At 64.9% G+C, this 19082-nt stretch carries 24 protein-coding genes and 2 tRNA genes; 11 read left to right on the top strand and 15 right to left on the bottom strand.

Annotated elements, in window-relative coordinates:
* Positions 1-10: 10 nt before the first annotated feature.
* Positions 11-283, bottom strand: a complete 273-nt coding sequence (locus AB4Y36_RS21545; protein ID WP_028204875.1) for a hypothetical protein — start codon at positions 281-283, stop codon at positions 11-13.
* Positions 284-701: 418 nt separating this feature from the next.
* On the opposite strand from AB4Y36_RS21545, the gene dusA reads away from it, so the two are divergent.
* Positions 702-1703, top strand: a complete 1002-nt coding sequence (dusA, locus tag AB4Y36_RS21540; RefSeq protein ID WP_368616194.1) for a tRNA dihydrouridine(20/20a) synthase DusA — start codon at positions 702-704, stop codon at positions 1701-1703.
* Between the two features lie 88 nt (positions 1704-1791).
* Positions 1792-1867 (top strand) — tRNA-His (locus AB4Y36_RS21535).
* A gap of 211 nt (positions 1868-2078) precedes the next feature.
* On the opposite strand, the gene AB4Y36_RS21530 is transcribed toward AB4Y36_RS21535, so the two are convergent.
* The 3 genes from AB4Y36_RS21530 to AB4Y36_RS21520 form a co-directional block, all read right to left on the bottom strand.
* Complete coding sequence (locus AB4Y36_RS21530) at positions 2079-2270, bottom strand: hypothetical protein (protein ID WP_141710819.1); 192 nt, start codon at positions 2268-2270, stop codon at positions 2079-2081.
* Positions 2271-2529: 259 nt separating this feature from the next.
* A complete protein-coding gene (locus AB4Y36_RS21525; protein WP_069267557.1) occupies positions 2530-2751 on the bottom strand; it encodes a hypothetical protein in 222 nt (73 codons plus the stop codon).
* A 279-nt stretch (positions 2752-3030) separates the two neighbouring features.
* Positions 3031-3258 carry a hypothetical protein gene (locus AB4Y36_RS21520; RefSeq protein WP_069267558.1) on the bottom strand — a complete coding sequence of 76 codons (228 nt, stop codon included), beginning with the start codon at positions 3256-3258 and terminating at the stop codon, positions 3031-3033.
* Between the two features lie 471 nt (positions 3259-3729).
* On the opposite strand from AB4Y36_RS21520, the gene AB4Y36_RS21515 reads away from it, so the two are divergent.
* Positions 3730-4656, top strand: a complete 927-nt coding sequence (locus tag AB4Y36_RS21515; RefSeq protein WP_368684025.1) for a DnaJ C-terminal domain-containing protein — start codon at positions 3730-3732, stop codon at positions 4654-4656.
* Here AB4Y36_RS21515 and AB4Y36_RS21510 read toward each other — a convergent pair.
* The 5 genes from AB4Y36_RS21510 to ssuD all read right to left on the bottom strand — a co-directional run bounded on the left by AB4Y36_RS21510 (position 4653) and on the right by ssuD (position 8180).
* Positions 4653-4901 carry a DUF6566 family protein gene (locus tag AB4Y36_RS21510; protein ID WP_368684086.1) on the bottom strand — a complete coding sequence of 83 codons (249 nt, stop codon included), beginning with the start codon at positions 4899-4901 and terminating at the stop codon, positions 4653-4655. The genes AB4Y36_RS21515 and AB4Y36_RS21510 overlap by 4 nt on opposite strands.
* A gap of 85 nt (positions 4902-4986) precedes the next feature.
* The gene (locus tag AB4Y36_RS21505) at positions 4987-5202 is read right to left on the bottom strand and encodes a molybdopterin-binding protein (protein ID WP_028204871.1); all 216 of its coding nucleotides are present in this window, start codon (positions 5200-5202) and stop codon (positions 4987-4989) included.
* Between the two features lie 52 nt (positions 5203-5254).
* Entirely contained in the window at positions 5255-6130 is an 876-nt protein-coding gene (locus AB4Y36_RS21500) for an ATP-binding cassette domain-containing protein (protein WP_368684024.1), read from the bottom strand.
* Positions 6127-6984: an aliphatic sulfonate ABC transporter permease SsuC gene (gene ssuC, locus AB4Y36_RS21495; RefSeq protein WP_368684023.1), complete on the bottom strand. Its 858-nt coding sequence runs from the start codon at positions 6982-6984 to the stop codon at positions 6127-6129. Before ssuC ends, AB4Y36_RS21500 begins: the two co-directional genes overlap by 4 nt.
* A 38-nt stretch (positions 6985-7022) precedes the next feature.
* Positions 7023-8180, bottom strand: a complete 1158-nt coding sequence (gene ssuD / locus AB4Y36_RS21490; RefSeq protein ID WP_342945652.1) for an FMNH2-dependent alkanesulfonate monooxygenase — start codon at positions 8178-8180, stop codon at positions 7023-7025.
* A gap of 410 nt (positions 8181-8590) precedes the next feature.
* Between ssuD and AB4Y36_RS21485 the strand changes: the two genes are divergently transcribed.
* Positions 8591-9016, top strand: a complete 426-nt coding sequence (locus tag AB4Y36_RS21485; RefSeq protein ID WP_069267614.1) for a hypothetical protein — start codon at positions 8591-8593, stop codon at positions 9014-9016.
* Positions 9017-9110: 94 nt separating this feature from the next.
* On the opposite strand, the gene AB4Y36_RS21480 is transcribed toward AB4Y36_RS21485, so the two are convergent.
* From AB4Y36_RS21480 to AB4Y36_RS21460, 5 genes are all read right to left on the bottom strand, one after another.
* Positions 9111-10268 carry an enoyl-CoA hydratase/isomerase family protein gene (locus AB4Y36_RS21480; RefSeq protein ID WP_368684022.1) on the bottom strand — a complete coding sequence of 386 codons (1158 nt, stop codon included), beginning with the start codon at positions 10266-10268 and terminating at the stop codon, positions 9111-9113.
* A gap of 72 nt (positions 10269-10340) precedes the next feature.
* Positions 10341-11054, bottom strand: coding sequence for a TetR/AcrR family transcriptional regulator (locus AB4Y36_RS21475; protein WP_342945650.1), 714 nt, complete (start codon positions 11052-11054; stop codon positions 10341-10343).
* Positions 11055-11130: 76 nt separating this feature from the next.
* Positions 11131-11415 carry a DUF1488 domain-containing protein gene (locus tag AB4Y36_RS21470; protein ID WP_069267565.1) on the bottom strand — a complete coding sequence of 95 codons (285 nt, stop codon included), beginning with the start codon at positions 11413-11415 and terminating at the stop codon, positions 11131-11133.
* Positions 11416-11559: 144 nt separating this feature from the next.
* Positions 11560-11907, bottom strand: coding sequence for a multidrug efflux SMR transporter (locus AB4Y36_RS21465; protein ID WP_368684021.1), 348 nt, complete (start codon positions 11905-11907; stop codon positions 11560-11562).
* 4 nt (positions 11908-11911) lie between these two features.
* Positions 11912-12409: a heme-degrading domain-containing protein gene (locus AB4Y36_RS21460; RefSeq protein ID WP_342945649.1), complete on the bottom strand. Its 498-nt coding sequence runs from the start codon at positions 12407-12409 to the stop codon at positions 11912-11914.
* A 232-nt stretch (positions 12410-12641) separates the two neighbouring features.
* Between AB4Y36_RS21460 and AB4Y36_RS21455 the strand changes: the two genes are divergently transcribed.
* The 7 genes from AB4Y36_RS21455 to AB4Y36_RS21425 all read left to right on the top strand — a co-directional run bounded on the left by AB4Y36_RS21455 (position 12642) and on the right by AB4Y36_RS21425 (position 18024).
* Positions 12642-12718: transfer RNA gene (locus tag AB4Y36_RS21455), tRNA-Met, on the top strand.
* Positions 12719-12864: 146 nt separating this feature from the next.
* Positions 12865-13410, top strand: a complete 546-nt coding sequence (locus tag AB4Y36_RS21450; protein ID WP_069267568.1) for an NUDIX hydrolase — start codon at positions 12865-12867, stop codon at positions 13408-13410.
* 26 nt (positions 13411-13436) lie between these two features.
* The gene (gene aat / locus AB4Y36_RS21445; protein WP_069267569.1) at positions 13437-14201 is read left to right on the top strand and encodes a leucyl/phenylalanyl-tRNA--protein transferase; all 765 of its coding nucleotides are present in this window, start codon (positions 13437-13439) and stop codon (positions 14199-14201) included.
* A 254-nt stretch (positions 14202-14455) separates the two neighbouring features.
* Positions 14456-15247, top strand: a complete 792-nt coding sequence (locus tag AB4Y36_RS21440; RefSeq protein WP_368684020.1) for an arginyltransferase — start codon at positions 14456-14458, stop codon at positions 15245-15247.
* A gap of 79 nt (positions 15248-15326) precedes the next feature.
* Positions 15327-16361, top strand: coding sequence for a quinone-dependent dihydroorotate dehydrogenase (locus AB4Y36_RS21435; protein ID WP_342945630.1), 1035 nt, complete (start codon positions 15327-15329; stop codon positions 16359-16361).
* Between the two features lie 83 nt (positions 16362-16444).
* Positions 16445-17242, top strand: a complete 798-nt coding sequence (locus tag AB4Y36_RS21430; protein ID WP_342945629.1) for a cystine ABC transporter substrate-binding protein — start codon at positions 16445-16447, stop codon at positions 17240-17242.
* Between the two features lie 122 nt (positions 17243-17364).
* Positions 17365-18024, top strand: coding sequence for an amino acid ABC transporter permease (locus tag AB4Y36_RS21425; RefSeq protein ID WP_028204859.1), 660 nt, complete (start codon positions 17365-17367; stop codon positions 18022-18024).
* Between the two features lie 69 nt (positions 18025-18093).
* Here the strand turns inward: AB4Y36_RS21425 and AB4Y36_RS21420 are convergent, their stop codons facing one another.
* Positions 18094-19071, bottom strand: coding sequence for a Gfo/Idh/MocA family oxidoreductase (locus AB4Y36_RS21420; protein ID WP_342945628.1), 978 nt, complete (start codon positions 19069-19071; stop codon positions 18094-18096).
* Positions 19072-19082 lie beyond the last annotated feature (11 nt).

Genomic DNA, 19082 nt, shown 5'->3' with positions numbered 1-19082 from the left:
TCGGCGCGACTTACTGGCCGAAGAAAACCGATTGCGGGCCCGTGGCCTTTGCGTGGCTGCCCGACTGCGAAGCCGAGCCGGCGACACCGCCGTAAGCCGTTTGGGCGCCTTGTTCCTGGACGCGTTCGGCGGCCACGGTCTGGACGCTCTGGCCACGCTGCGAAGCGGGCGCGCCGACGTCCGGGCGATAGAACGGTGCCGGGCCGTAGCCGCTGGCGAACGCCGGAGCGGCAACAGAAGCGGTAGCTGCGACCAGCAGCGCTGCGATGAGTTTGGTCTTCATGGTGGACTCCAATATCAGGTTCAGTTGCGGATCGGGAAGGCGCCGCGCCTGGGAGGTCAGTGCCCACGAGCTGCGTCAACGAAACTCAGTGTATACACCTACTATCGGAAAATAATCGCGATAATCCGAATTTACTATTCTCCGTTCCACAACAATCCTGTCAGGCAGATCTGACGGGGCTGAGCGCCGAACAGACCCTAAAAGTGCTCTCAAAAAAATTTGCGCGACGCAGCAAATTGCGGACGGATTACATAACGCAGATAGGGTTTTTCGGCCGAAAATGGCCATCGGGCGCACATCCTGCTTAGGTATCCCGCAAATTGGCGCAGTGCGCAAAGGGTACGAAGAGCCAGGCCCGCATGCGTTAAAATGCAAGGTTGATCCCACGTCAGCCGTTACTTCCCGGTTTCCCATCGCCATGTCCGCCACCCGTCAAGCCAGCCCCCGCCGCGTTTCCGTCGCGCCGATGATGGACTGGACCGATCGCCACTGCCGTTCGCTGCATCGCTTCATCTCCCGGCACACGTGGCTGTATACGGAGATGGTGACGACGGGCGCCCTCATCCACGGCGACGTGCCGCGCCATCTCGCGTTCACGCCGGCCGAGGCGCCGGTCGCGCTTCAGCTGGGCGGCAGCGAACCCGACGACCTCGCGCGCGCCGCGAAGCTCGGAGAACAGTGGGGCTACGACGAGATCAACCTGAACTGCGGCTGCCCGTCCGAGCGCGTGCAGCGCGGCGCGTTCGGCGCATGCCTGATGAACGAACCGCAACTGGTGGCGGACTGCGTGAAGGCGATGCGCGATGTCGTATCGGTACCCGTGACGGTCAAGCACCGCATCGGCGTGGATACGGTCGAGGACTATGCGTTCGTGCGCGACTTCGTCGGCACGATTGCCGAAGCGGGCTGTGAGGTTTTCATCGTGCACGCGCGCAACGCGATCCTGAAGGGCTTGAGCCCGAAGGAAAACCGCGAGATCCCGCCGCTCAAGTACGACTACGCATACCAGCTCAAGCGCGACTTCCCGCAGCTCGAAATCATCATCAACGGCGGCATCAAGACGCTCGACGAAGTCGAGCAGCATCTACAGCACGTCGATGGCGTGATGCTCGGCCGCGAGGCGTACCACAACCCCTACGTGCTCGCCGACGTCGATGCGCGCTTCTATGGCTCGACCGATGCTGCGCTTACGCGCGAGGAAGTGGAAGCGAAGCTCATCGAGTACTGCGCGAGCGAAATCGCACGCGGCACTTACCTGGGCGCGATCGTGCGCCATGCGCTGGGCCTCTACCGCGGCGTGGCCGGCGCGCGCGGCTGGCGCCGCATCCTCTCGGACAGCCGCAAGCTCGCGAAGGCAGATCTCGCGATCTTCGACGAGGCCCGCGAATATCTGCGCGTTCCGGACGAAATTCTTGAATAAAGGGCTAGGCAAGGCAACTTTAGTATGTATATAATCTTGCTTCTTGATTGACGCCGCTTTCGAAGCAGCGCTAGTTGAGAAAACAGCGGTGGCTGTAGCTCAGTTGGTAGAGTCCAGGATTGTGATTCCTGTCGTCGTGGGTTCGAGTCCCATCAGCCACCCCAAAGAATTCAAGCACTTAGCCCAGTTCGATGAACTGGGCTTTTTGCTTTCTGGAATCCGTTTAAGCGCCGGTGCAAGCAATTCAAGTCGAAGCGGCGCGAGCGGTTGGTCGCGAAAGCGATCCCGCATGCGACGCTGCAATCTTTTGAGTGTGCGCGTAGCTGGCCTGGGTCGTCAGCCTGAGCCCGGCATGAAACACTTTCGAACCGTCGCCTAAGTAATGCCGTTTGCCCGCTCTTTCGCAGCAACGAATTGGCGATGGGTAGCGACCTCGCGCGCGATCAGGGCGCGTATCAAATCGTCGTTTGGGTTTTCGAGGATCAGCGGCGGCAGATCACGCGCCAATCCTTCGCGTGCCGCAACCCAAGCCTCGTAGGCAGTTGTGAGCTCGTCAACTTTGTCCAAAGTCTGTCCCCGACGACTGGCAATGATTCTCCGAACCATTGCACCGATTTCGCTTGCTGCGCCGCTCGCATGGGCGCGAGCGGGAGCAAGTTAATCACACATTTGCGTCGGAAACGACCAAGGATTTTCGAGGCAGCGTTCAGTACATTCGTGCGCTGCCGGATCCCTGCCAGACAACAGCAGAGAGATGGCCAAGTACGACGACGAGATCAATCAAATCAATACGCAGCGCAATGGTTGCGTAACCTGACACGCAGCATTAGTCGAGGTCAATCATTTGCAAAGCTTGCAGCTTCCCGATTGCTGTTGCCTCTTCGTAGGTACCGCGATGCATCAAACGACCACTAGACAACGGGACACTGCCAGCCCAGACAGTATCGTCCATTGCGATGGCCCACCGCGGACCGAATTCTCCGTTGCCAACATCAAACGGCGTGAAATCGACGATGTATCCCTTGTAGCGAATGACGTGATTGTTCATTGGCTCTCCTCCCGGTTGCAATCTAACACCGGCGCCGAGGGTGAATTTTTAGAGATCGTTAAGTGAATGTGGACGCGCCACGGAAATCGTTAACGGCCGCTGTGGCAGCAACCTTTAGCGACTTGGGGCAATCCCCCCATCACATAGCGGAAGAGAGATGACTGCGTATTACGCCGAGATCGACAAGCGAAGCGCGCGGCAGCGTCATAGCAGCAACCGGCGAACGAGCCGCTCTCGCGCCTTCCGATGCGACGAGAGCGCCGAGTGAAACAGGTTTGCCTAGCCCATCAAGATTTCATCGACCATCGCGCGCCCCCAAGCGAACCCGGCGCTTTCGGCATCGTCCCGAGTCCTGTGGCTCGTCTTCAGGTCTTCACTCGAAGCGATCTCGCGTTCTGGGCCCCTGCTTACTTTCGCGCGCCATACCCACATTTCATTGGGGCACTCAAGGGTTTCCGAATGGAGGTCGTAACCACGGTAGTCGGTAAAACGCACGTTCCAGCCCATCGGCAGTCTCCTTTCAAATTGAAAGGAAATAGTAGCATGGCCGACGTCGCAGTTATGCATGTAACAGGTAATCGCCCCCCAATAGCTGGGAACCCACGCACTCAAGGCAAGTAGCGAATAGAGCAATCGCTGAGCGACGACCTGACCACGAACTCGCCGACTGGCTTGGACTCAGTGCGGATACCAGAGCAACGAAATTAGGAGGAGCGGCTAAAATAGCGACAGCATTTCGGAATGCCCCGCCGCAAACCCACACCGGTGTGGGTCGATAAAGTGGGCCATATTCCGAAATCAAAATCACAGCGCTTTGATTTTTAACCTGAATTTGCTGTTCGCCGACTCGATTGCGATTCCTGTTGTCGTGGGTTCGAGTCCCATCAGCCACCCCAAAGAATTCAGCAGTGAACAAATGAGCCCGCACGGGTTGCGGGCTCAATTGCGTCTGTGCACGAGAGACACCCGGGAACGTCTTTGAGCTTCGAGCAATACTACAGGCGGCTGCACCTGCCGGAGACTGCGTCCCCGGCAGAAATCAAGCGCGCCTACCGTCAACTGCGCGCGAAGTACCACCCCGACCGCAACAAGGGTCGCGAGGCGGCAGTCGAGCCGGTCTTCAAGCTCATTCAGGAGGCCTTCGAGATTCTGAGCGGCAGGCGCATCGCGCCAACGGCGAGGACAACTGGCGCCGCGAGTTCGGCCGGCAAGACCCGCAACGGCGAAGCGCAACCGCGTCAGCGTCGCGCGGCGCCGCCCATGCGCGGCGCCAACTGCCTCGTCGAGCTATTCGTGCCGCTAGAAGTCGCGATCAATGGCGGCGGCGTTCAAGCCCACTACCCTGTCAAAGGTCCGTGTCCCGCGTGCGAACAGGAAGATCGCGGCGCGCTTTGCGAACAATGTCACGGCACCGGCGTAAAGACATGGCGCAAGTCGGAAGTGGTCGCAATTCCACACGGCGCATGGGACGGCCAGCGTCTGGTGGTGGCCGACGGCGGCCACCCCGGCGTGAACGGCGGCCCACCGGGAGACGCGACTTTCTCCGTCTCCATCGTTTGCGGCCCGGGCTTTACGCGCAACGGGCTCGATCTCGCTTGCGAGCTTCCAGTCGACTTCGTGACGGCCATGCTAGGCGGCGGCGTTCAGGCCAAGGTGCTCGGCCGCACGTTCGACGTGAAAATTCCGGCGAACGCGAATGCGCGCACGCCGATCCGTCTGCCGGGTCTTGGACTCGCGGACCGCAACGGCGGGCGCGGCAACCTCACGCTGCACCTGGTCCTCACGATGCCGGCCGCCGCTGCACATTTGACCGGGGCCGAGCGCCAGCAACTACGCGACATGTTCGCCGATGCAGCGCGCCGGGCAAGCCAGTCGCCCAGCGCGAGTTCGCAAGGCAAACGCTAGCTCGCTTGCGTGCCGCGCGCATCGATCCACGCGCGCGCCGCTCCGAAGCCCGCCTCGGCCGCCGCGTGCTCGGTGGACCAGAGGCGCGTGATAGGCACGAGCTGCCAGTCCTCCACGATCGTATCGTCCTTCAGCACACGATAGTGCGCCTTCACGCCCGTGAGCACCTGCTCGACTGCGACTTCAATATCGTAGTCCTTGTAGCGCTCCTGGTAGTCGCCCATGTCGATGCCCTTCGGCTCCATGCTCGCCTCTTCCGTCTTCCGTTGACGGTTCATGCTAGCACTTGCGCGCGCCGCGACTCGCAGGCGGCGCCGGCGCGGGCACGCTTCACAGGCGCGCGATCGACACCTCCGTCGACTTCACCAGCGCGACCACTTCCGAGCCCACCTTCAACTCGAGTTCGTCGATCGAGCGCGTGGTGATGACCGAGGTGACGATGCCGAATGCCGTATCGACATCGACTTCCGAAACGACGGGCCCGCGAATGATTTCCTTGATCTTGCCGCGAAACTGGTTGCGCACGTTGATAGCGGTAATGCTCATAGATTCGGCTCCGTGGGTTCGAGTAAAAACAACAGGATTCCTGATGAATAATTCAGACCACTGCGCCCGTTGGCCGCCCGGCGGCTGGCAGTGGGCCGTGGCCTAGCACGCGCTGCAGCACGCTCTCCTCGAGCGCAGCAAAGCGTGCGTCGACGCGCGCCCGCGGGCGCTCGAGCGGCACGCGCTGATCGAGCGCGATGCGCCCTGCCTCGACGAGCAGAATACGGTCGCCGAGTGCGACAGCTTCGTGCACGTCGTGCGTCACCAGCAACGCGGTGAAGCGATGCTCGCGCCAAAGGCGCTCGATCAGCGCATGCATCTCGAGGCGCGTCAGCGCGTCGAGTGCGCCGAGCGGCTCGTCGAGCAGCAACAGGCTCGGACGATGCACGAGCGCACGGGCGAGCGCAACGCGCTGGCGCTGGCCTCCCGAGAGGCGCGCGGGCCACTCGTCGGCGCGCGCGAGCAGGCCCACTTCGTCGAGCACCGCGCGGGCGTCGTCACGCGCGCCGCGCCCGAGTCCGAGCATCACGTTCTGCAAGACGGTCTTCCACGGCAAGAGGCGCGCGTCCTGAAACATGATGCGCGTATCGAGCGGCGCGCCATCTGCGCCGCGCCGCTCGACCACGCCCTCGTCGGGCGTTTCGAGGCCGGCGATCAGGCGCAGCAACGTGGACTTGCCGCAACCGCTGCGTCCGACAATCGACACAAAACTGCCGCGCTCGATCGCGAGGTCGAAGCCGGCGAGCACGGCGTGCTCGCCGTAGCGCTTGCCCACGCCGCGAAGGGCAACGGCGGCGTCCACTTCGGGCGTACGCGGTGCCACGCCCTCGCGCGCCGCTTGCGCCCTGTCGTTGCGCTCGCGCGCCTGCACGCGCCCGGCGTCTTCCCACCCCCCGCCGTAGTTCGGCGCCAGTTGACTCGCGCTCATGCTTCGTTCTCCTGTTGATAAGCGGGGTGCCAGCGCAGCGCCACGCGCTCGAGCGACTTCGCAAGCCAGTCGGCGAGCTTGCCGAGCGCCGCATAGAGCAGGATGCCGACCACCACCACATCGGTTTGCAGGAATTCGCGCGCGTTCATCGTCATGTAGCCAATGCCCGACTGCGCGGAGATCGTTTCGGCGACGATCAGCGTCACCCACATCAGCCCAAGCGCAAAGCGCACGCCGACGAGAATCGATGGCAACGCCCCCGGCAATATCACCTCGCGATAGAGCGCGAAACCCTTGAGCCCATAGCTGCGCGCCATCTCGACGAGATTGGCGTCCACCGAGCGGATGCCGTGAAACGTATTCACGTAGACGGGAAAGAACACGCCCAGCGCCACGAGAAAGACTTTCGCCTCCTCGCCAATGCCGAACCACAGGATCACGAGCGGAATCATGGCGAGCGCCGGGATATTGCGGACCATCTGCACGGTCGAATCGAGCGCGGTTTCCGCGGGCTTGAAAAGCCCGGTAGCCAATCCGAGCACGAGCCCGATGCCGCCGCCGATCGCGAACCCCGAAAGCGCCCGCCACGTGCTCACGCGCACGTCCGCCCACATTTCGCCCGACTCGATCAGCGACCAGGCCGCCCGCACCACGGCGAGCGGCTCGGGCAGCACGCGCGTCGAAAGCGCGCCGCTTCTTGCGGCGATCTCCCAGATCACCAGCACCGCCAGCGGCACTAGCCAGGGCGCGAGCCGCCGCCGGCTCCCCCGCACGAATCTCCGCGCGGCGCGCAGCGCACCGCCTGCGGTGGTGTGATCGCGCGCGGGTGCGGCCCTTACTACGGATTGCGTCATCGTTGCATCCTCCACGATTGCTGCCGTTCTCCAGCGCCTCAACTCTGGCTCACTTTCGGCAGATAGTGATTCCCGACCACTTCGCCGAAAGGCCCCGAAAGGGGGCCGCCCGCGCCCTTCGCCGTGCGCCCAGGCAGCAGCGGGAACACGAGTTCCGCAAACCGGTAGGATTCCTCGAGATGGGGATAGCCGGACAAGATGAACGTCTCGATGCCAAGCTGCGCGTATTCCTTCATGAGCGCGGCCACCTGTTCAGGATTGCCGACGAGCGCCGTGCCCGCGCCGCCGCGCACGAGGCCCACGCCAGCCCACAGGTTCGGATACACCTCGAGGTCCTTGCGCGTGCCGCGCTTGCCGCCGTGCAGCGCGGCCATGCGGCGCTGGCCTTCCGAATCCATCTTCGCGAATGCGGCCTGGGCGCGCGCAACCGTCTCGTCGTCGAGGTGGCTGATGAGCTTGTCGGCGGCGGCCCACGCTTCGTCTTCGCTCTCGCGCACGATCACGTGCAGGCGAATGCCGAAGCGGATCGTGCGGCCGTGCTCGGCGGCGCGCGCGCGGATGTCGGCGATCTTGCGCGCGACGGCTTCGGGAGGCTCGCCCCACGTCAGATAGGTGTCGATGTGCGCGCCCGCCATGGCATGCGCGGCCGGCGACGAGCCGCCGAACCACAACGGCGGATGCGGATGCTGCGCTGGCGGATACAGCACTTTGCCGCCTACCGAGCGCAGATGTCGCCCCTCGAAATCGATCGCCTCGTTCGCGTGCGACGCGGCGAGCAGCTTGCGCCAGATATGCAGGAACTCGTCGGTGATTTCGTAGCGCGTGTCGTGATCGACGAAGAGGCCATCGCCTTCCAGCTCGGCCGTGTCGCCGCCCGTCACGACGTTGATGAGCAGACGGCCATTGGAGAGCCGGTCGAACGTCGCGGCCATCCGTGCGGAGAGTGCCGGCGACGAGAGGCCGGGGCGGATCGCCACGAGGAACTTCAGGCGCCGTGTCGCGGCGATGAGGCTCGACGCCACGACCCACGCGTCCTCGCACGAGCGCCCGGTAGGCAGCAGGACGCCTTCATAGCCGAGCGTATCGGCGGCGACGGCGATCTGCTGGAAATACGCGAGATCGGCCGCGCGCGCGCCCTGGGTCGTGCCCAGATAGCGGCTGTCGCCGTGGGTCGGGATGAACCAGAACACATTCATGCATTGCTCCTGCCTGGAAATTCGAAACGAATCGGGTGACTGCCGGCCAGCGAGCACGCGCGGGCACGCCGCGCAAGCGAATGCGCCGCTCGTGGCTCGATTGAGAGGATTCGACAGCAGACGGAATGCGCCGGCGCGTTCCCCGTGCGCCTCGCGAGAGCGCCCGGCGACGGCGGCGCCGTCTTCATGGGGAACCAGTCTAGGGACCGCTCGCACCCTTTAGAACGATTTTTTTGAGCTTAGGTTTTCCACTTTCGTGCTTTACCCGACGCTTTAGCGTACGGTGCGCCTCGCGCGCACCGCGCGCCGATATAATGGCGCACGCACCCACAAAAACACCGGCACGCCGCGCGCATCACGCTCCATAAGGCGCGTTGCGCAGCGAGGCCAAGAAGCTCTCGCACGATTCCATGCAAAAACTGATTCTGCCGTTCGTATCCGGCTTTCTCGCGTCGCTCTTCTTTCGCGAGGCGACGCTCGCGCTCCTGCATGCGGCCCAGGTCATCGACGCGGCCGGATTTTCGACGAACCCATTCCAGCCGCTCGGGCTGCCCGAGTTCCTCGTGAATGCGATCTGGAGCGCCATCTGGGCCGTGCTGATGGCGTGGCTGCTGCGCGTGTCGCCTTCGCGGCCCGCGCCGTGGGTTCAGGCCTTCGTGTTCGGCGGCATCGTCCTCACTGCGGCAATGGTGTTCGTCGTCGATCCTCTGCGCGGCATCTGGCCGACCGGCAACATGCTGCCGCGGCTTGCCACGGGCTTCGCCTCGAATGCGATGTGGGGCTGGGGCGCGCTGGTTTTCATGCGCGCGTTCATGAGCGAAACGGCCGAAGACTGACTGCGCCTGCGGGCCGTGCGCCATGCGCGGCCCGCGTTTTCCCACCGCGCTTTCCCCCTCACACCTCCTCCACTGCTCCCTCGCGCCAGCCAGCTCAACCGATGAGTTCGCGCAGCGGGTGCTCCATCAAGCGCCAGGGGCTCTCGAACATCCGCTCGACGTCTTCGCGGCGCACGTCTTCGATATTCGCGAAGCGCCAATGCGGTTGATTATCCTTGTCGATGATGCGCGCACGGATGCCCTCCAGCACGTCGCCAATCGCGAAGCTCGAGCGCGTGAGGTCGAGGTCGCGGCGCAGGCAGTCGGCCATCGTGCCCTCCGCGCGCGAGACTACCTCGAGCGACACCGCCATGGAAAGCGGCGAACGCTCGCGCAGAACGTCCACCATCTGCCCGGCCCATTTTGCCTCGTCGCCCGCGCGCGCATGGCGAGCGGCTTCGAGCGATGCCAGCATGGCCGGCACATCGGCGAGCGAGAAATGCTGGTCGATCCAGCCGCGCACCGCGGCCAGCGACGATCCTTCGGCGAGTCGCCGCAATTCGGGCGCGGGCAGCGCCGCCTGGCGCATGCGCGCGACCACTTCCGCGCCGCTCGCAAACGGCTCGCTCTCCAGCGCATCGAGCAGCGCCGGCCACGCAGACTCGTCGAGCGACGCATCGGCCAGGCCCGCATACACGGCGCTGGCCTGATCGAGCGTCTCGCCTGTCACCGCGAGATACCGGCCGATCGCGCCAGGCGTGCGCGCGAGGAACCAGCCCATGCCGACATCGGGAAAGAGGCCGATGCGCGTCTCCGGCATCGCCATGCGCGTGGTCGGACCCACGAGCCGCAGCCCGCCCGTGCGATGCGCGCCCTGCGAAATGCCCATGCCGCCGCCCATGACCACGCCGTTGAGCATCGCGATGTACGGCTTCGGAAACGTGAAGATGGCGTGGTTGAGGCGATATTCGTCGGCGAAGAACGTGTCGAGCGCCGCCTGGTCGCCCGCGCGGTACGACTCGTACAAAAAGCGAATGTCGCCGCCCGCGCAGAACGCGCGCGGGTGGCGCGTACGCACGATCACCGCGAGCACGCCCGGGTCGTCGCGCCAGCGATCGAGCGCGGCGTGCATCGTGCGGACCATGGCGGTGGTGAGCGCATTGAGCGCCTGCGGGCGCTCGAGTTCGATATAGCCGATGCGGTTCGCTACGCGCGTAAGCACGTGCGAGTCGGCGTTGGCTGCGGTCGGGCTTGCGTTGGCTTCGTGTGACATGGCGATTGGCAAGGCAGAACGATGAGCGGCGCCTGAATCGGGCGAGGCGCGATCACAGGCACTCTGAGGCTATCACGACGCCACACCGGGCGCTTGCGCGGCCGGCGACGCAGCCGCAGCGGCGCGCGCGCCGAACCACGCATCGAGCGTGGCGTCGATCAACGGACCGGGCGCCGCGTGCTCAAAGCCGGCACGCGCGAGCGTGAGCATCACCGCGCCGTGCAGCGTGGCCCAAAGCGACTGCGCAAGCAGGGGCCCATCGACATGCGCCCCGCTTGGCGGCGTCAGCACGGACAGCGTCGCGGCAAAGAGTCGTGCGCCGCAGGCCGGCGCAGCGCCCGCCTCAGGCTCGCCCGCCGCCTCGGCCAGCGCGGCGCGATGACGGCGTGCGGCCGGTCCCACGTGCTCTGCGCGCGTCTTGTGCGCCATGAAGATGAGTTCGTAAGTCTGCGGATGGTCGCAGCCGTACGCCACGTATGCATGCGCGAGGGCATGAAGCCGTTCGCGCGCGTCGGCGATCAGCCCGAGCGGTTCGAGCTGCGCAAGCAGTTGCGCGTAACATTCGCGGCCGAGCGCCTCGGCAATCTCGTCGCGGCCGGCGAAATAAAGATAGAGGGACGCAGGCGAATAACCGATCGCGTCGGCGATCTTGCGCATGGAGAGCGCGGCGAGCCCGTCGCGCATGACGATGCGGCGCGCAGCGTCGAGGATGCGCTCGCGCTGATCGTGCGCGCGTGCTGCGTGCCTTGCGTGGAGTTCGCGGTCCTTGCGTTCGACGATGCTCATGACGACGCTAGCCAGTTGCGGCAACCGAAATTTCCCGTGACGCCCGTGCGGGGCGTGCCTGACTACGCGTACAAGCCTACGAGTCCAGGCGTCCGGGGGGAAAGTGACCGCTCTTGAGCAGCACCGGCGTGCCGTTGCTGAGTTCGAGATGGGCGCGCGCCACAGCTTCGATGCGCGATCGGCCGGCGTCGAACGCCTGCATCCACGCGTCGCGGTTCGCGGGCAGCGCACCGAAATGGTCCTCGAGCGCCTCGACGGAAATCGCGCAGGGAACGCGTGTGCCGTCGACGAGCGCGGGAAAGACCACGGTCAGATTAGCGTCGCGATAGAGCGGCGCGTCGGCGGGAAAACGAATGATCATGTCCAGCCCCAATGGGGAAAATCAGCAGAAAGCACTGCCGCCGGAGGACGACGCGGTGCACGGCGGTAACCGGCCATGTTACGCGCGAGGCGCAATGTCTGGCGCGAATGTGGCCAGTGCGGTGGCCGGTTCGGCCGCCGTCTTTCAATGCGCCTGCATCTTCGAGAACAGATTCAGCACGACCACGCCGGCCACGATGAGCCCGAGCCCGAGCACGGCCGGCAGATCGGGCACCTGCCGATAGAGCGCCATCGCCACGAGCGTAATGAGCACGATGCCCACGCCCGACCACACCGCATAGGCGATGCCCACCGGCAAACTGCGCAACGTGAGCGAGAGCCCGTAGAACGCGATGCCATACCCCACCACGACGATCGCCGACGGCACGAGCCGCGTGAAGCCATTCGACGCGCGCAACGCAGAAGTGGCGATGACTTCCGCGACGATCGCGATGACGAGCCAGGTCCAGGCCGAGAACGGAGGAATGCGCATCGTCTCAGACCTTCGCGAGCGCGAGCTGCGCGTAGTCGGCGTTGAGTTGCGCGCAGAGCGCTTCGACTACCAGTTCGTGATCGGCGCGCTGCGGCAGGCCCGAGACCGTGATCGAGCCGATCACGCCCGTACCCTCCACCGTGAGCGGAAACGAACCGCCATGCGGCGCGAAATCGGCGATCGGCAGGCCGTGCTTGTCGGCAAGCGTCGAACCGGTTTGCTGCATGCGCAGGCCGATCGCATAGGAGCTGCGCCGAAAGTGCTCGACCACGCGCGACTTGCGGCGCACCCAGTCGGCATTGTCGGGCGTGGCGCCGTCCAGCGCGCAAAAAAAGAGCTGCTGGCCGAAGGTGCGCACATCGATGGCGACGGGCAGCGCGCGGGCGCGCGCGAGTTCATGCAGATGCGAGCCGAGCTGCCAGGCACGATCGGCGTCGAAACGCGGGAACACCAGCGCATGCTCTTGCGCGGCTATCGATTGCAGATCGAGGGGAATGTCCATGGAAGAGGCAAATGAGGCGCAGTGCGTTGTCGCAGTGCGTTGTACAAGGCAACGGCGCAGCGTGAACATCGCGAAGAGCGTGCACGGCGCCGAACGAGCCCCGATTCTATCCTGACGATTCAAGAAGCCATCCACGCGCGTCCTGCAAACTATTTGCAAACGCGTGGAAAGGCGCTCGTCATTTGTTGTTGCAACGCGGCGCGAACTGTCATATAATCTTTTCTTCGACGGACGCGGGGTGGAGCAGTCTGGCAGCTCGTCGGGCTCATAACCCGAAGGTCGTAGGTTCAAATCCTACCCCCGCAACCAGCAGAATTCGAAAGGGTTACAGGTCATTGGCCTGTAACCCTTTTTCCGTTTACGCCTCTTCCAGGCGCGGTCTTCCCATCGCTGGGCACATGAGCGAAGCCGCTGAGCGGTGATAAACTCGCATCACCCATCCCCCTATCGTGCCCATGAAATTCTGCTCGACTTGCGGTCAGGCGGTCAGCCTGCTCATTCCGCCCGGCGACAATCGCGAACGCTACGTCTGCTCACACTGCGGCACCATCCACTATCAGAATCCGCGCAACGTGGTCGGCACGGTTCCGGTCTGGGAAGACAAGGTGCTGTTGTGCCGCCGCGCGATCGAGCCGCGCTACGGCTACTGGACGCTGCCCGCCGGCTTCATGGAGATGGGAGAGACGACCGCCGAAGCCGCGGCACGCGAAACGCTCGAGGAAGCCGGCGCGCGCGTCGAGGTGCAGAACCTCTTTTCACTCCTGAACGTGCCGCGTGTGCATCAGGTGCATCTGTTCTATCTCGCGCGCCTGCTCGACATCGATATCGCAGCCGGCGAGGAAAGTCTCGAAGTGCGGCTTTTCGACGAGCACGAAATTCCCTGGGACGACATTGCGTTCCCAACGGTCGGGCAGACCCTGCGCTGTTTCTTCGCCGATCGCCAGTCGGGCAGCTTCGGGCTGCACACCGGCGACGTCCTGCGCTCGCTGCGCGACGGCTGATCGCCCTTCTAACCAAGCCCGCGACGATGGTCCCCTGGCTTTCGCCCGACGAACCGTTTCCCGCCGTCGAGCGCGCACTCGGCGCGTCGAGCGGCGCGCCAGGCCTGCTCGCCGCCAGCGCGGACCTGCTGCCGTCACGCCTCATCGATGCCTACCGGCGCGGCATTTTCCCGTGGTACTCGGACGGCCAGCCGGTGCTCTGGTGGAGCCCCGACCCGCGCATGATCCTGCGCCCCGACGAATTCAAGGTCTCGCCCTCCTTCAGAAAAACGCTCAAGCGCGTGCTGCGTGAGGACGCGTGGGAAATTCGCGTCGACAACAATTTCGCCGCCGTGATGCGCGCGTGCGCGAACGCGCCGCGGCGCGGCCAGCGCGGCACGTGGATCACCGGCGACGTGATCGACGCCTACTCCACCCTGCACCGCGTGGGCGACGCGCACAGCGTCGAGGCCTGGTTCGGCGGCGAGCGTGTGGGGGGCCTCTACGGCGTGGCGCTCGGCACGATGTTCTTCGGCGAGTCGATGTTCGCTTCCATGACCGACGCGTCAAAGATCGCGCTCGCGGCACTCGTCGCGCATCTGCGCCGTCACGGCGTCGAGTTGATCGATTGCCAGCAGAACACCGCGCATCTCGCCTCGCTCGGCGGGCGCGAAATCTCGCGCAAGGCGTTCATCGCCCACGTGCGCACGCACGTGAATGCCGCGCCCATTCCCTGGAAGTTCGACAAAGCCGTGCTCGCCGATCTGCTCGGCGGCAGGGGCGCGCCAGACGAGTTCTTGCCCGCAGCGTGAATGGCAGGCGAGCGGCAAATGAGTGGCACATGAGCGGCGTATGATCGCTCGCGTGCGAGCTTGCGACAGCCCACGCAATTCGATGGATACATGTTCGGCGTCAATGTTAGACTGAATAGCGAACCCATCGCAGCCCGGCCTTCCCTGGCACGCCCTGTGCGGCGCGCCGTATGGCCTGGCAAGGCTTGCGCGTGAGGCTGGGTGCGCGACGCGCGCGCCACGCGACGATCCGAACTGCTACGAGAGCTGCCAACGTGACGCATCCAAACGAGCTGCCGCTTTCACCGCTTTCCGCGCTGCAATTCTATGCAACGGCGCCCTACCCCTGTAGTTACCTGGAGGGGCGCATCGCGCGCTCGCAGGTGGCAACGCCCAGTCATCTCATCAACTCCGACGTCTATACCGATCTCGTGAAGGCCGGCTTCCGGCGCTCGGGCGTGTTCACCTATCGCCCCTACTGCGATGGCTGCCGCGCGTGCGTGCCGGTGCGTGTGCCGGTCGAGCGCTTCACGCCGAGCCGCACGCAGCGTCGCGCGTGGAAGCGGCACGGCGCGCTCGTCGCCACGGTCGCGCCGCTGCACTACGACGAGGCGCATTACGCGCTCTACATGCGCTATCAGTCCGCGCGCCACGCGGGCGGCGGCATGGATCGCGACAGCCGCGACCAGTACGAGCAGTTCCTGCTGCAAAGCCGGATCAACTCACGGCTGGTCGAATTCCGCGAGCCGGACCCTGCGCATCCGGACGAGCCCGGCGCGTTGCGCATGGTGAGCATGATCGACATCCTCGGCGACGGGCTCTCGTCGGTCTACACGTTCTTCGACCCGGACACGCTCCACACGAGCTACGGCACCTACAACATCCTCTGGCAGATCGAGCAGGCCCGCAGCCTTCAGCTGCCTTACGTGTATCTGGGCTACTGGATCCGCGAGAGCCCGAAAATGGCCTACAAGGCGCACTTTCAGCCGCTCGAAGGGCTCTTCGACGGCGCATGGGCGCCACTCACGCCACTCACGCCGCTCACGCCGCTCACGCCCGAAGCCTGAGCCCGCGGCGCATCGCCCAGGGTCCGCGTTACCGCTAAAATAGCGGGTTCCCATTTTCTGGCGCCCGCGCCTTCTTCCCGTGTTCAGCACCCTTTATCCGTTCGTCCGCGACCAGCTCTTTCGCATGGACGCCGAAGACGCCCATCACCTCACGCTGCGCATGATCGGCGCCGCCGGCCGCACCGGCATGGCGGGCCTGCTCGCCCCGCGCGTGCCCGATTCGCCGCGCACCGTCATGGGCCTCACCTTCCGCAACCCGGTGGGACTCGCCGCGGGCCTCGACAAGGAAGGCGCCGCGATCGACGGTTTCGCCGCGCTCGGCTTCGGCTTCATCGAGGTGGGCACCGTGACGCCGCGCCCGCAGCCGGGCAACCCGCGCCCGCGCATTTTCCGGCTGCCGCAGGCGGGCGGCATCATCAACCGCATGGGGTTCAACAACCACGGCGTCGAGCAGTTCGTGAAGAACGTGCAGGCCGCACGCTATCGCGGCATTCTCGGCCTGAATATCGGCAAGAACGCCGACACGCCGATCGAGCGCGCCGCCGACGACTATCTCTTCTGCCTCGAGCGCGTCTATCCGTTCGCGAGCTACGTGACGATCAACATCTCGTCGCCGAACACGAAGAATCTGCGCCAGCTGCAAGGCGGCGGCGAACTCGACGCCCTGCTCGCCGCGCTCAAGGACAAGCAGCAGCGTCTCGCAGACATGCACGGCAAGCTCGTGCCGCTCGCGCTGAAGATCGCGCCCGATCTCGACGACGAGCAGGTCAAGGAAATCGCTGATACGCTCCTGCGCCACAAGATCGAAGGCGTGATCGCGACCAACACCACGCTCTCGCGCGCGGCGGTGGAAGGCATGCCAAATGCGAACGAAACGGGGGGCCTCTCGGGACGCCCGGTGTTCGACGCCTCGAACAACGTGATCCGCAAGCTGCGCGCCGAATTGGGCGGCGACGTGCCGATCATCGGCGTGGGCGGCATTTTTTCGGGCGACGACGCGCGCGCGAAGATCGCGGCCGGCGCCTCGCTCGTGCAGGTCTACACGGGCTTCATCTACCGCGGCCCGGCACTCGTCGCCGAATGTGCGCGGGCGCTGGCCCCGGGCCGCGCGTAAAGCTATAGTGGCAGGCTAGTCATGGCGCATCGGAGGCGCTGTGCACTAGCACCAGAATCGCAGCAGCAGAACAAGAGGAAAACATGAAATCCGGTTTGCTGAAAAAACTCCTTGCACTTGCAATCGTTGGCGCATCGTTCGTCGCAGCCAGCGCCCACGCCGATGACCTGCTCGACCAGGTCAAGGCGCGCGGCACGCTGCGCATCGGTCTCGAAGGCACGTTCCCCCCGTTCAACTCGAAGGCGCCCAACGGCGAACTGGTCGGCTATGACGTCGACATCGCCCGAGCCGTCGCCGCGAAAATGGGCCTCAAGCCCGAATTCGTCACGACCGAATGGAGCGGCATCATCGCGGGCCTGCAGGCAGGCAAGTTCGACGTGATCGTGAACCAGGTCGGCGTGACCGACCAGCGCAAGGCCGTGCTCGACTTCTCGCCGGCGTACACGTACTCGGCCGCGCAGCTCATCCAGCGCAAGGACGACACGCGCGAGTTCAAGACGCTCGAAGACCTGAAGGGCAAGAAGCTCGGCGTCGGCCTCGGCACCAACTACATGGACATGGCCAAGTCGGTGCCTGGCATCGACGTGAAGACCTACCCGGGCGCCCCCGAGTATCTGCGCGACCTCGCAGCGGGCCGCCTCGACGCGGCGCTCAACGACCGCCTGATGCTCGCCTACCTGCTGAAGAACTCGCAGTTGCCGCTGCGCACGGGCGCGATGGTCGGCGCCGGCAACCCGTCGGCCATCCCGTTCAAGAAGGGCAATCCGAAGTTCGCCAAGGCGATCGACGACGCGATGACGCAACTCGAAGCCGATGGCACCTTCACGAAGATCTCGGACAAGTGGTTCGGCATCGACGTGACCAAGCCGATCTCACAATGATCCGGCAATGATCGCGAGCGCCGCACAGTCCGGCTGACGCGAAGGGCGGCATCGCACGATGCCGCCCTTCGCACATACGCCTCCATTGCAAACCGCGCCACTTCCATTCGTTACCCACGCCCATGCCCATCTATACGCTCATCATCCAGTCGCTGCCGGTGCTCGCACAGGGCGCGGTGCTGACGGTCAAGTTCGCCGTGCTTTCGATGATCTTCGGGCTCATCGGCGGTGCCGTGCTCGCGCTCATGGGCATCAGCTCGAACCGCACGCTCGTGTTCATCGCGCGCGTGTATGTGAGCCTGATGCGCGGCACGCCGCTGCTCGTGCAGATCTTCGTCATTTATTACGGATTGCCGAGCGTCGGCATCTCGCTCGACCCGACGCCCGCAGGCGTGATCGCGCTCTCTGCGAACGTGGCGGCGTATCTCTCGGAGAGCATGCGTGGCGCGATTCTCGGCATTCATAGCGGACAGTGGCTCGCGGCCTATAGCCTAGGCCTCTCGCGCACGCAGACGCTGCGCTACGTGATCGCGCCGCAGGCGTTGCGCATCGCCGTGCCGAGTCTCTCGAACAGCCTCATCAGCCTCATCAAGGACACCTCGCTCGTTTCGGTCATCACCGTGACAGAGCTGCTGCGCAGCGCGCAGGAAATCATCGCTTCGACGTATCAGCCGCTGCCGCTCTATCTCGCGGCCGCCGCCGTGTACTGGGTGCTTTGCCAGGTGCTCGAATGGGTGCAGCACTGGTACGAAAGGCGCCTCGCGCTGCCTGCGCGCCACTGATAGCACATGCGTTTACAGACACGGCCCGCACATGCGGGCCGTTTCGCTTACGGGCCGCTGTTTAGCGTGTCATTCGCACGGAAAACGCAGTCCGAGCGCCGCTCGCGCCGCGTCGGCCATGGCGAGCATGCGGCGCGAGGTATCGTGCGTCATCACCGGGCTTTCGAGCGCACCCGCGCGCAGCAGCTCGCAGAAGTGCGCCGTTTCGTAGTTGAGGCCGCCACCCTCGAACGGCTCGTCGAGTTCGACGACGCGGCCATCCACATAGCGCACCGTTGCGCGAACCGGATTCCACCAGTTCGCGTGTATCGTCACGTTGCCGTGCGGCCCCGCCAGCAGTGCGTCGCCATAACCGTGCAGATCGAGCCCGCAGAATAATTGCGCAATACCGCGCTCATGCTGGCAATTGAGACTCGCGAAGGTATCCACGCCAGTCGAGCCGAGGCGCCCGACGGTCTGCACCTCGCGCGGCGCGCCGAGCCAGTCGACGGCAAGAAACATTTCGTACACGCCGATGTCGAGCAGCGCACCGCCCGCTTGCTCGAACGAAAGCGATGGATGGTCAGCAGGCACGCTGGCCACCGAACAGCCCGCGCGCACGAGCCCGACCGGCCCGATGGGGTCATCGTCCAGTTGCGCGCGCAACTTTCGATAGAGGGGATAAAACGGCGGCTTCATCGCCTCCATGAAGAGGCGCTGCGCGCGGCGCGCCGCGTCGAGCACGCGTTCGAGCTGCGCGCCGTTGACCGTGGCGGGCTTTTCGCACAGCACGGGCAGGCCGGCTTCGAGCGCGGCAATGGCGTACTGGGCGTGACTGTCCTGCATCGTGGCGATATACACGGCGTCGATGCCGCTCGCGAAGAGGGCATCCACGCTCTCGCACGCCTGCGCGCCGCAGGTCGCGGCAAACGCCTGCGCAGTGGCCGCGCGCCGCGACCAGACCGCTTCGACGCGCGCATGCGGCACGTGCGCGACGCCCTGCGCGAAGCGATGCGCAATGCGGCCCGCGCCGACGATGCCCCACCGTATCGTTTGTGTTTCGCTCATGTGCTGCGTGC

The organism is Paraburkholderia sp. BR10936 (assembly GCF_040965735.1).
Lineage (GTDB): Bacteria > Pseudomonadota > Gammaproteobacteria > Burkholderiales > Burkholderiaceae > Paraburkholderia > Paraburkholderia nodosa_A.
Note: the sequence above shows the minus strand (reverse complement) of the source record. Positions and strands in the feature narration are given on the sequence as shown.

Excerpts from the sequence above, each read along its gene's own strand:
- AB4Y36_RS21545 (WP_028204875.1), bottom strand. The coding sequence starts at position 283 with ATGAAGACCAAACTCATCGCAGCGCTGCTGGTCGCAGCTACCGCTTCT.
- dusA (WP_368616194.1), top strand. The coding sequence starts at position 702 with ATGTCCGCCACCCGTCAAGCCAGCCCCCGCCGCGTTTCCGTCGCGCCG.
- AB4Y36_RS21525 (WP_069267557.1), bottom strand. The coding sequence starts at position 2,751 with ATGAACAATCACGTCATTCGCTACAAGGGATACATCGTCGATTTCACG.
- AB4Y36_RS21520 (WP_069267558.1), bottom strand. The coding sequence starts at position 3,258 with ATGGGCTGGAACGTGCGTTTTACCGACTACCGTGGTTACGACCTCCAT.
- AB4Y36_RS21510 (WP_368684086.1), bottom strand. The coding sequence starts at position 4,901 with ATGGAGCCGAAGGGCATCGACATGGGCGACTACCAGGAGCGCTACAAG.
- AB4Y36_RS21505 (WP_028204871.1), bottom strand. The coding sequence starts at position 5,202 with ATGAGCATTACCGCTATCAACGTGCGCAACCAGTTTCGCGGCAAGATC.
- AB4Y36_RS21500 (WP_368684024.1), bottom strand. The coding sequence starts at position 6,130 with ATGAGCGCGAGTCAACTGGCGCCGAACTACGGCGGGGGGTGGGAAGAC.
- ssuC (WP_368684023.1), bottom strand. The coding sequence starts at position 6,984 with ATGACGCAATCCGTAGTAAGGGCCGCACCCGCGCGCGATCACACCACC.
- ssuD (WP_342945652.1), bottom strand. The coding sequence starts at position 8,180 with ATGAATGTGTTCTGGTTCATCCCGACCCACGGCGACAGCCGCTATCTG.
- AB4Y36_RS21485 (WP_069267614.1), top strand. The coding sequence starts at position 8,591 with ATGCAAAAACTGATTCTGCCGTTCGTATCCGGCTTTCTCGCGTCGCTC.
- AB4Y36_RS21480 (WP_368684022.1), bottom strand. The coding sequence starts at position 10,268 with ATGTCACACGAAGCCAACGCAAGCCCGACCGCAGCCAACGCCGACTCG.
- AB4Y36_RS21475 (WP_342945650.1), bottom strand. The coding sequence starts at position 11,054 with ATGAGCATCGTCGAACGCAAGGACCGCGAACTCCACGCAAGGCACGCA.
- AB4Y36_RS21470 (WP_069267565.1), bottom strand. The coding sequence starts at position 11,415 with ATGATCATTCGTTTTCCCGCCGACGCGCCGCTCTATCGCGACGCTAAT.
- AB4Y36_RS21465 (WP_368684021.1), bottom strand. The coding sequence starts at position 11,907 with ATGCGCATTCCTCCGTTCTCGGCCTGGACCTGGCTCGTCATCGCGATC.
- AB4Y36_RS21460 (WP_342945649.1), bottom strand. The coding sequence starts at position 12,409 with ATGGACATTCCCCTCGATCTGCAATCGATAGCCGCGCAAGAGCATGCG.
- AB4Y36_RS21450 (WP_069267568.1), top strand. The coding sequence starts at position 12,865 with ATGAAATTCTGCTCGACTTGCGGTCAGGCGGTCAGCCTGCTCATTCCG.
- aat (WP_069267569.1), top strand. The coding sequence starts at position 13,437 with ATGGTCCCCTGGCTTTCGCCCGACGAACCGTTTCCCGCCGTCGAGCGC.
- AB4Y36_RS21430 (WP_342945629.1), top strand. The coding sequence starts at position 16,445 with ATGAAATCCGGTTTGCTGAAAAAACTCCTTGCACTTGCAATCGTTGGC.
- AB4Y36_RS21425 (WP_028204859.1), top strand. The coding sequence starts at position 17,365 with ATGCCCATCTATACGCTCATCATCCAGTCGCTGCCGGTGCTCGCACAG.
- AB4Y36_RS21420 (WP_342945628.1), bottom strand. The coding sequence starts at position 19,071 with ATGAGCGAAACACAAACGATACGGTGGGGCATCGTCGGCGCGGGCCGC.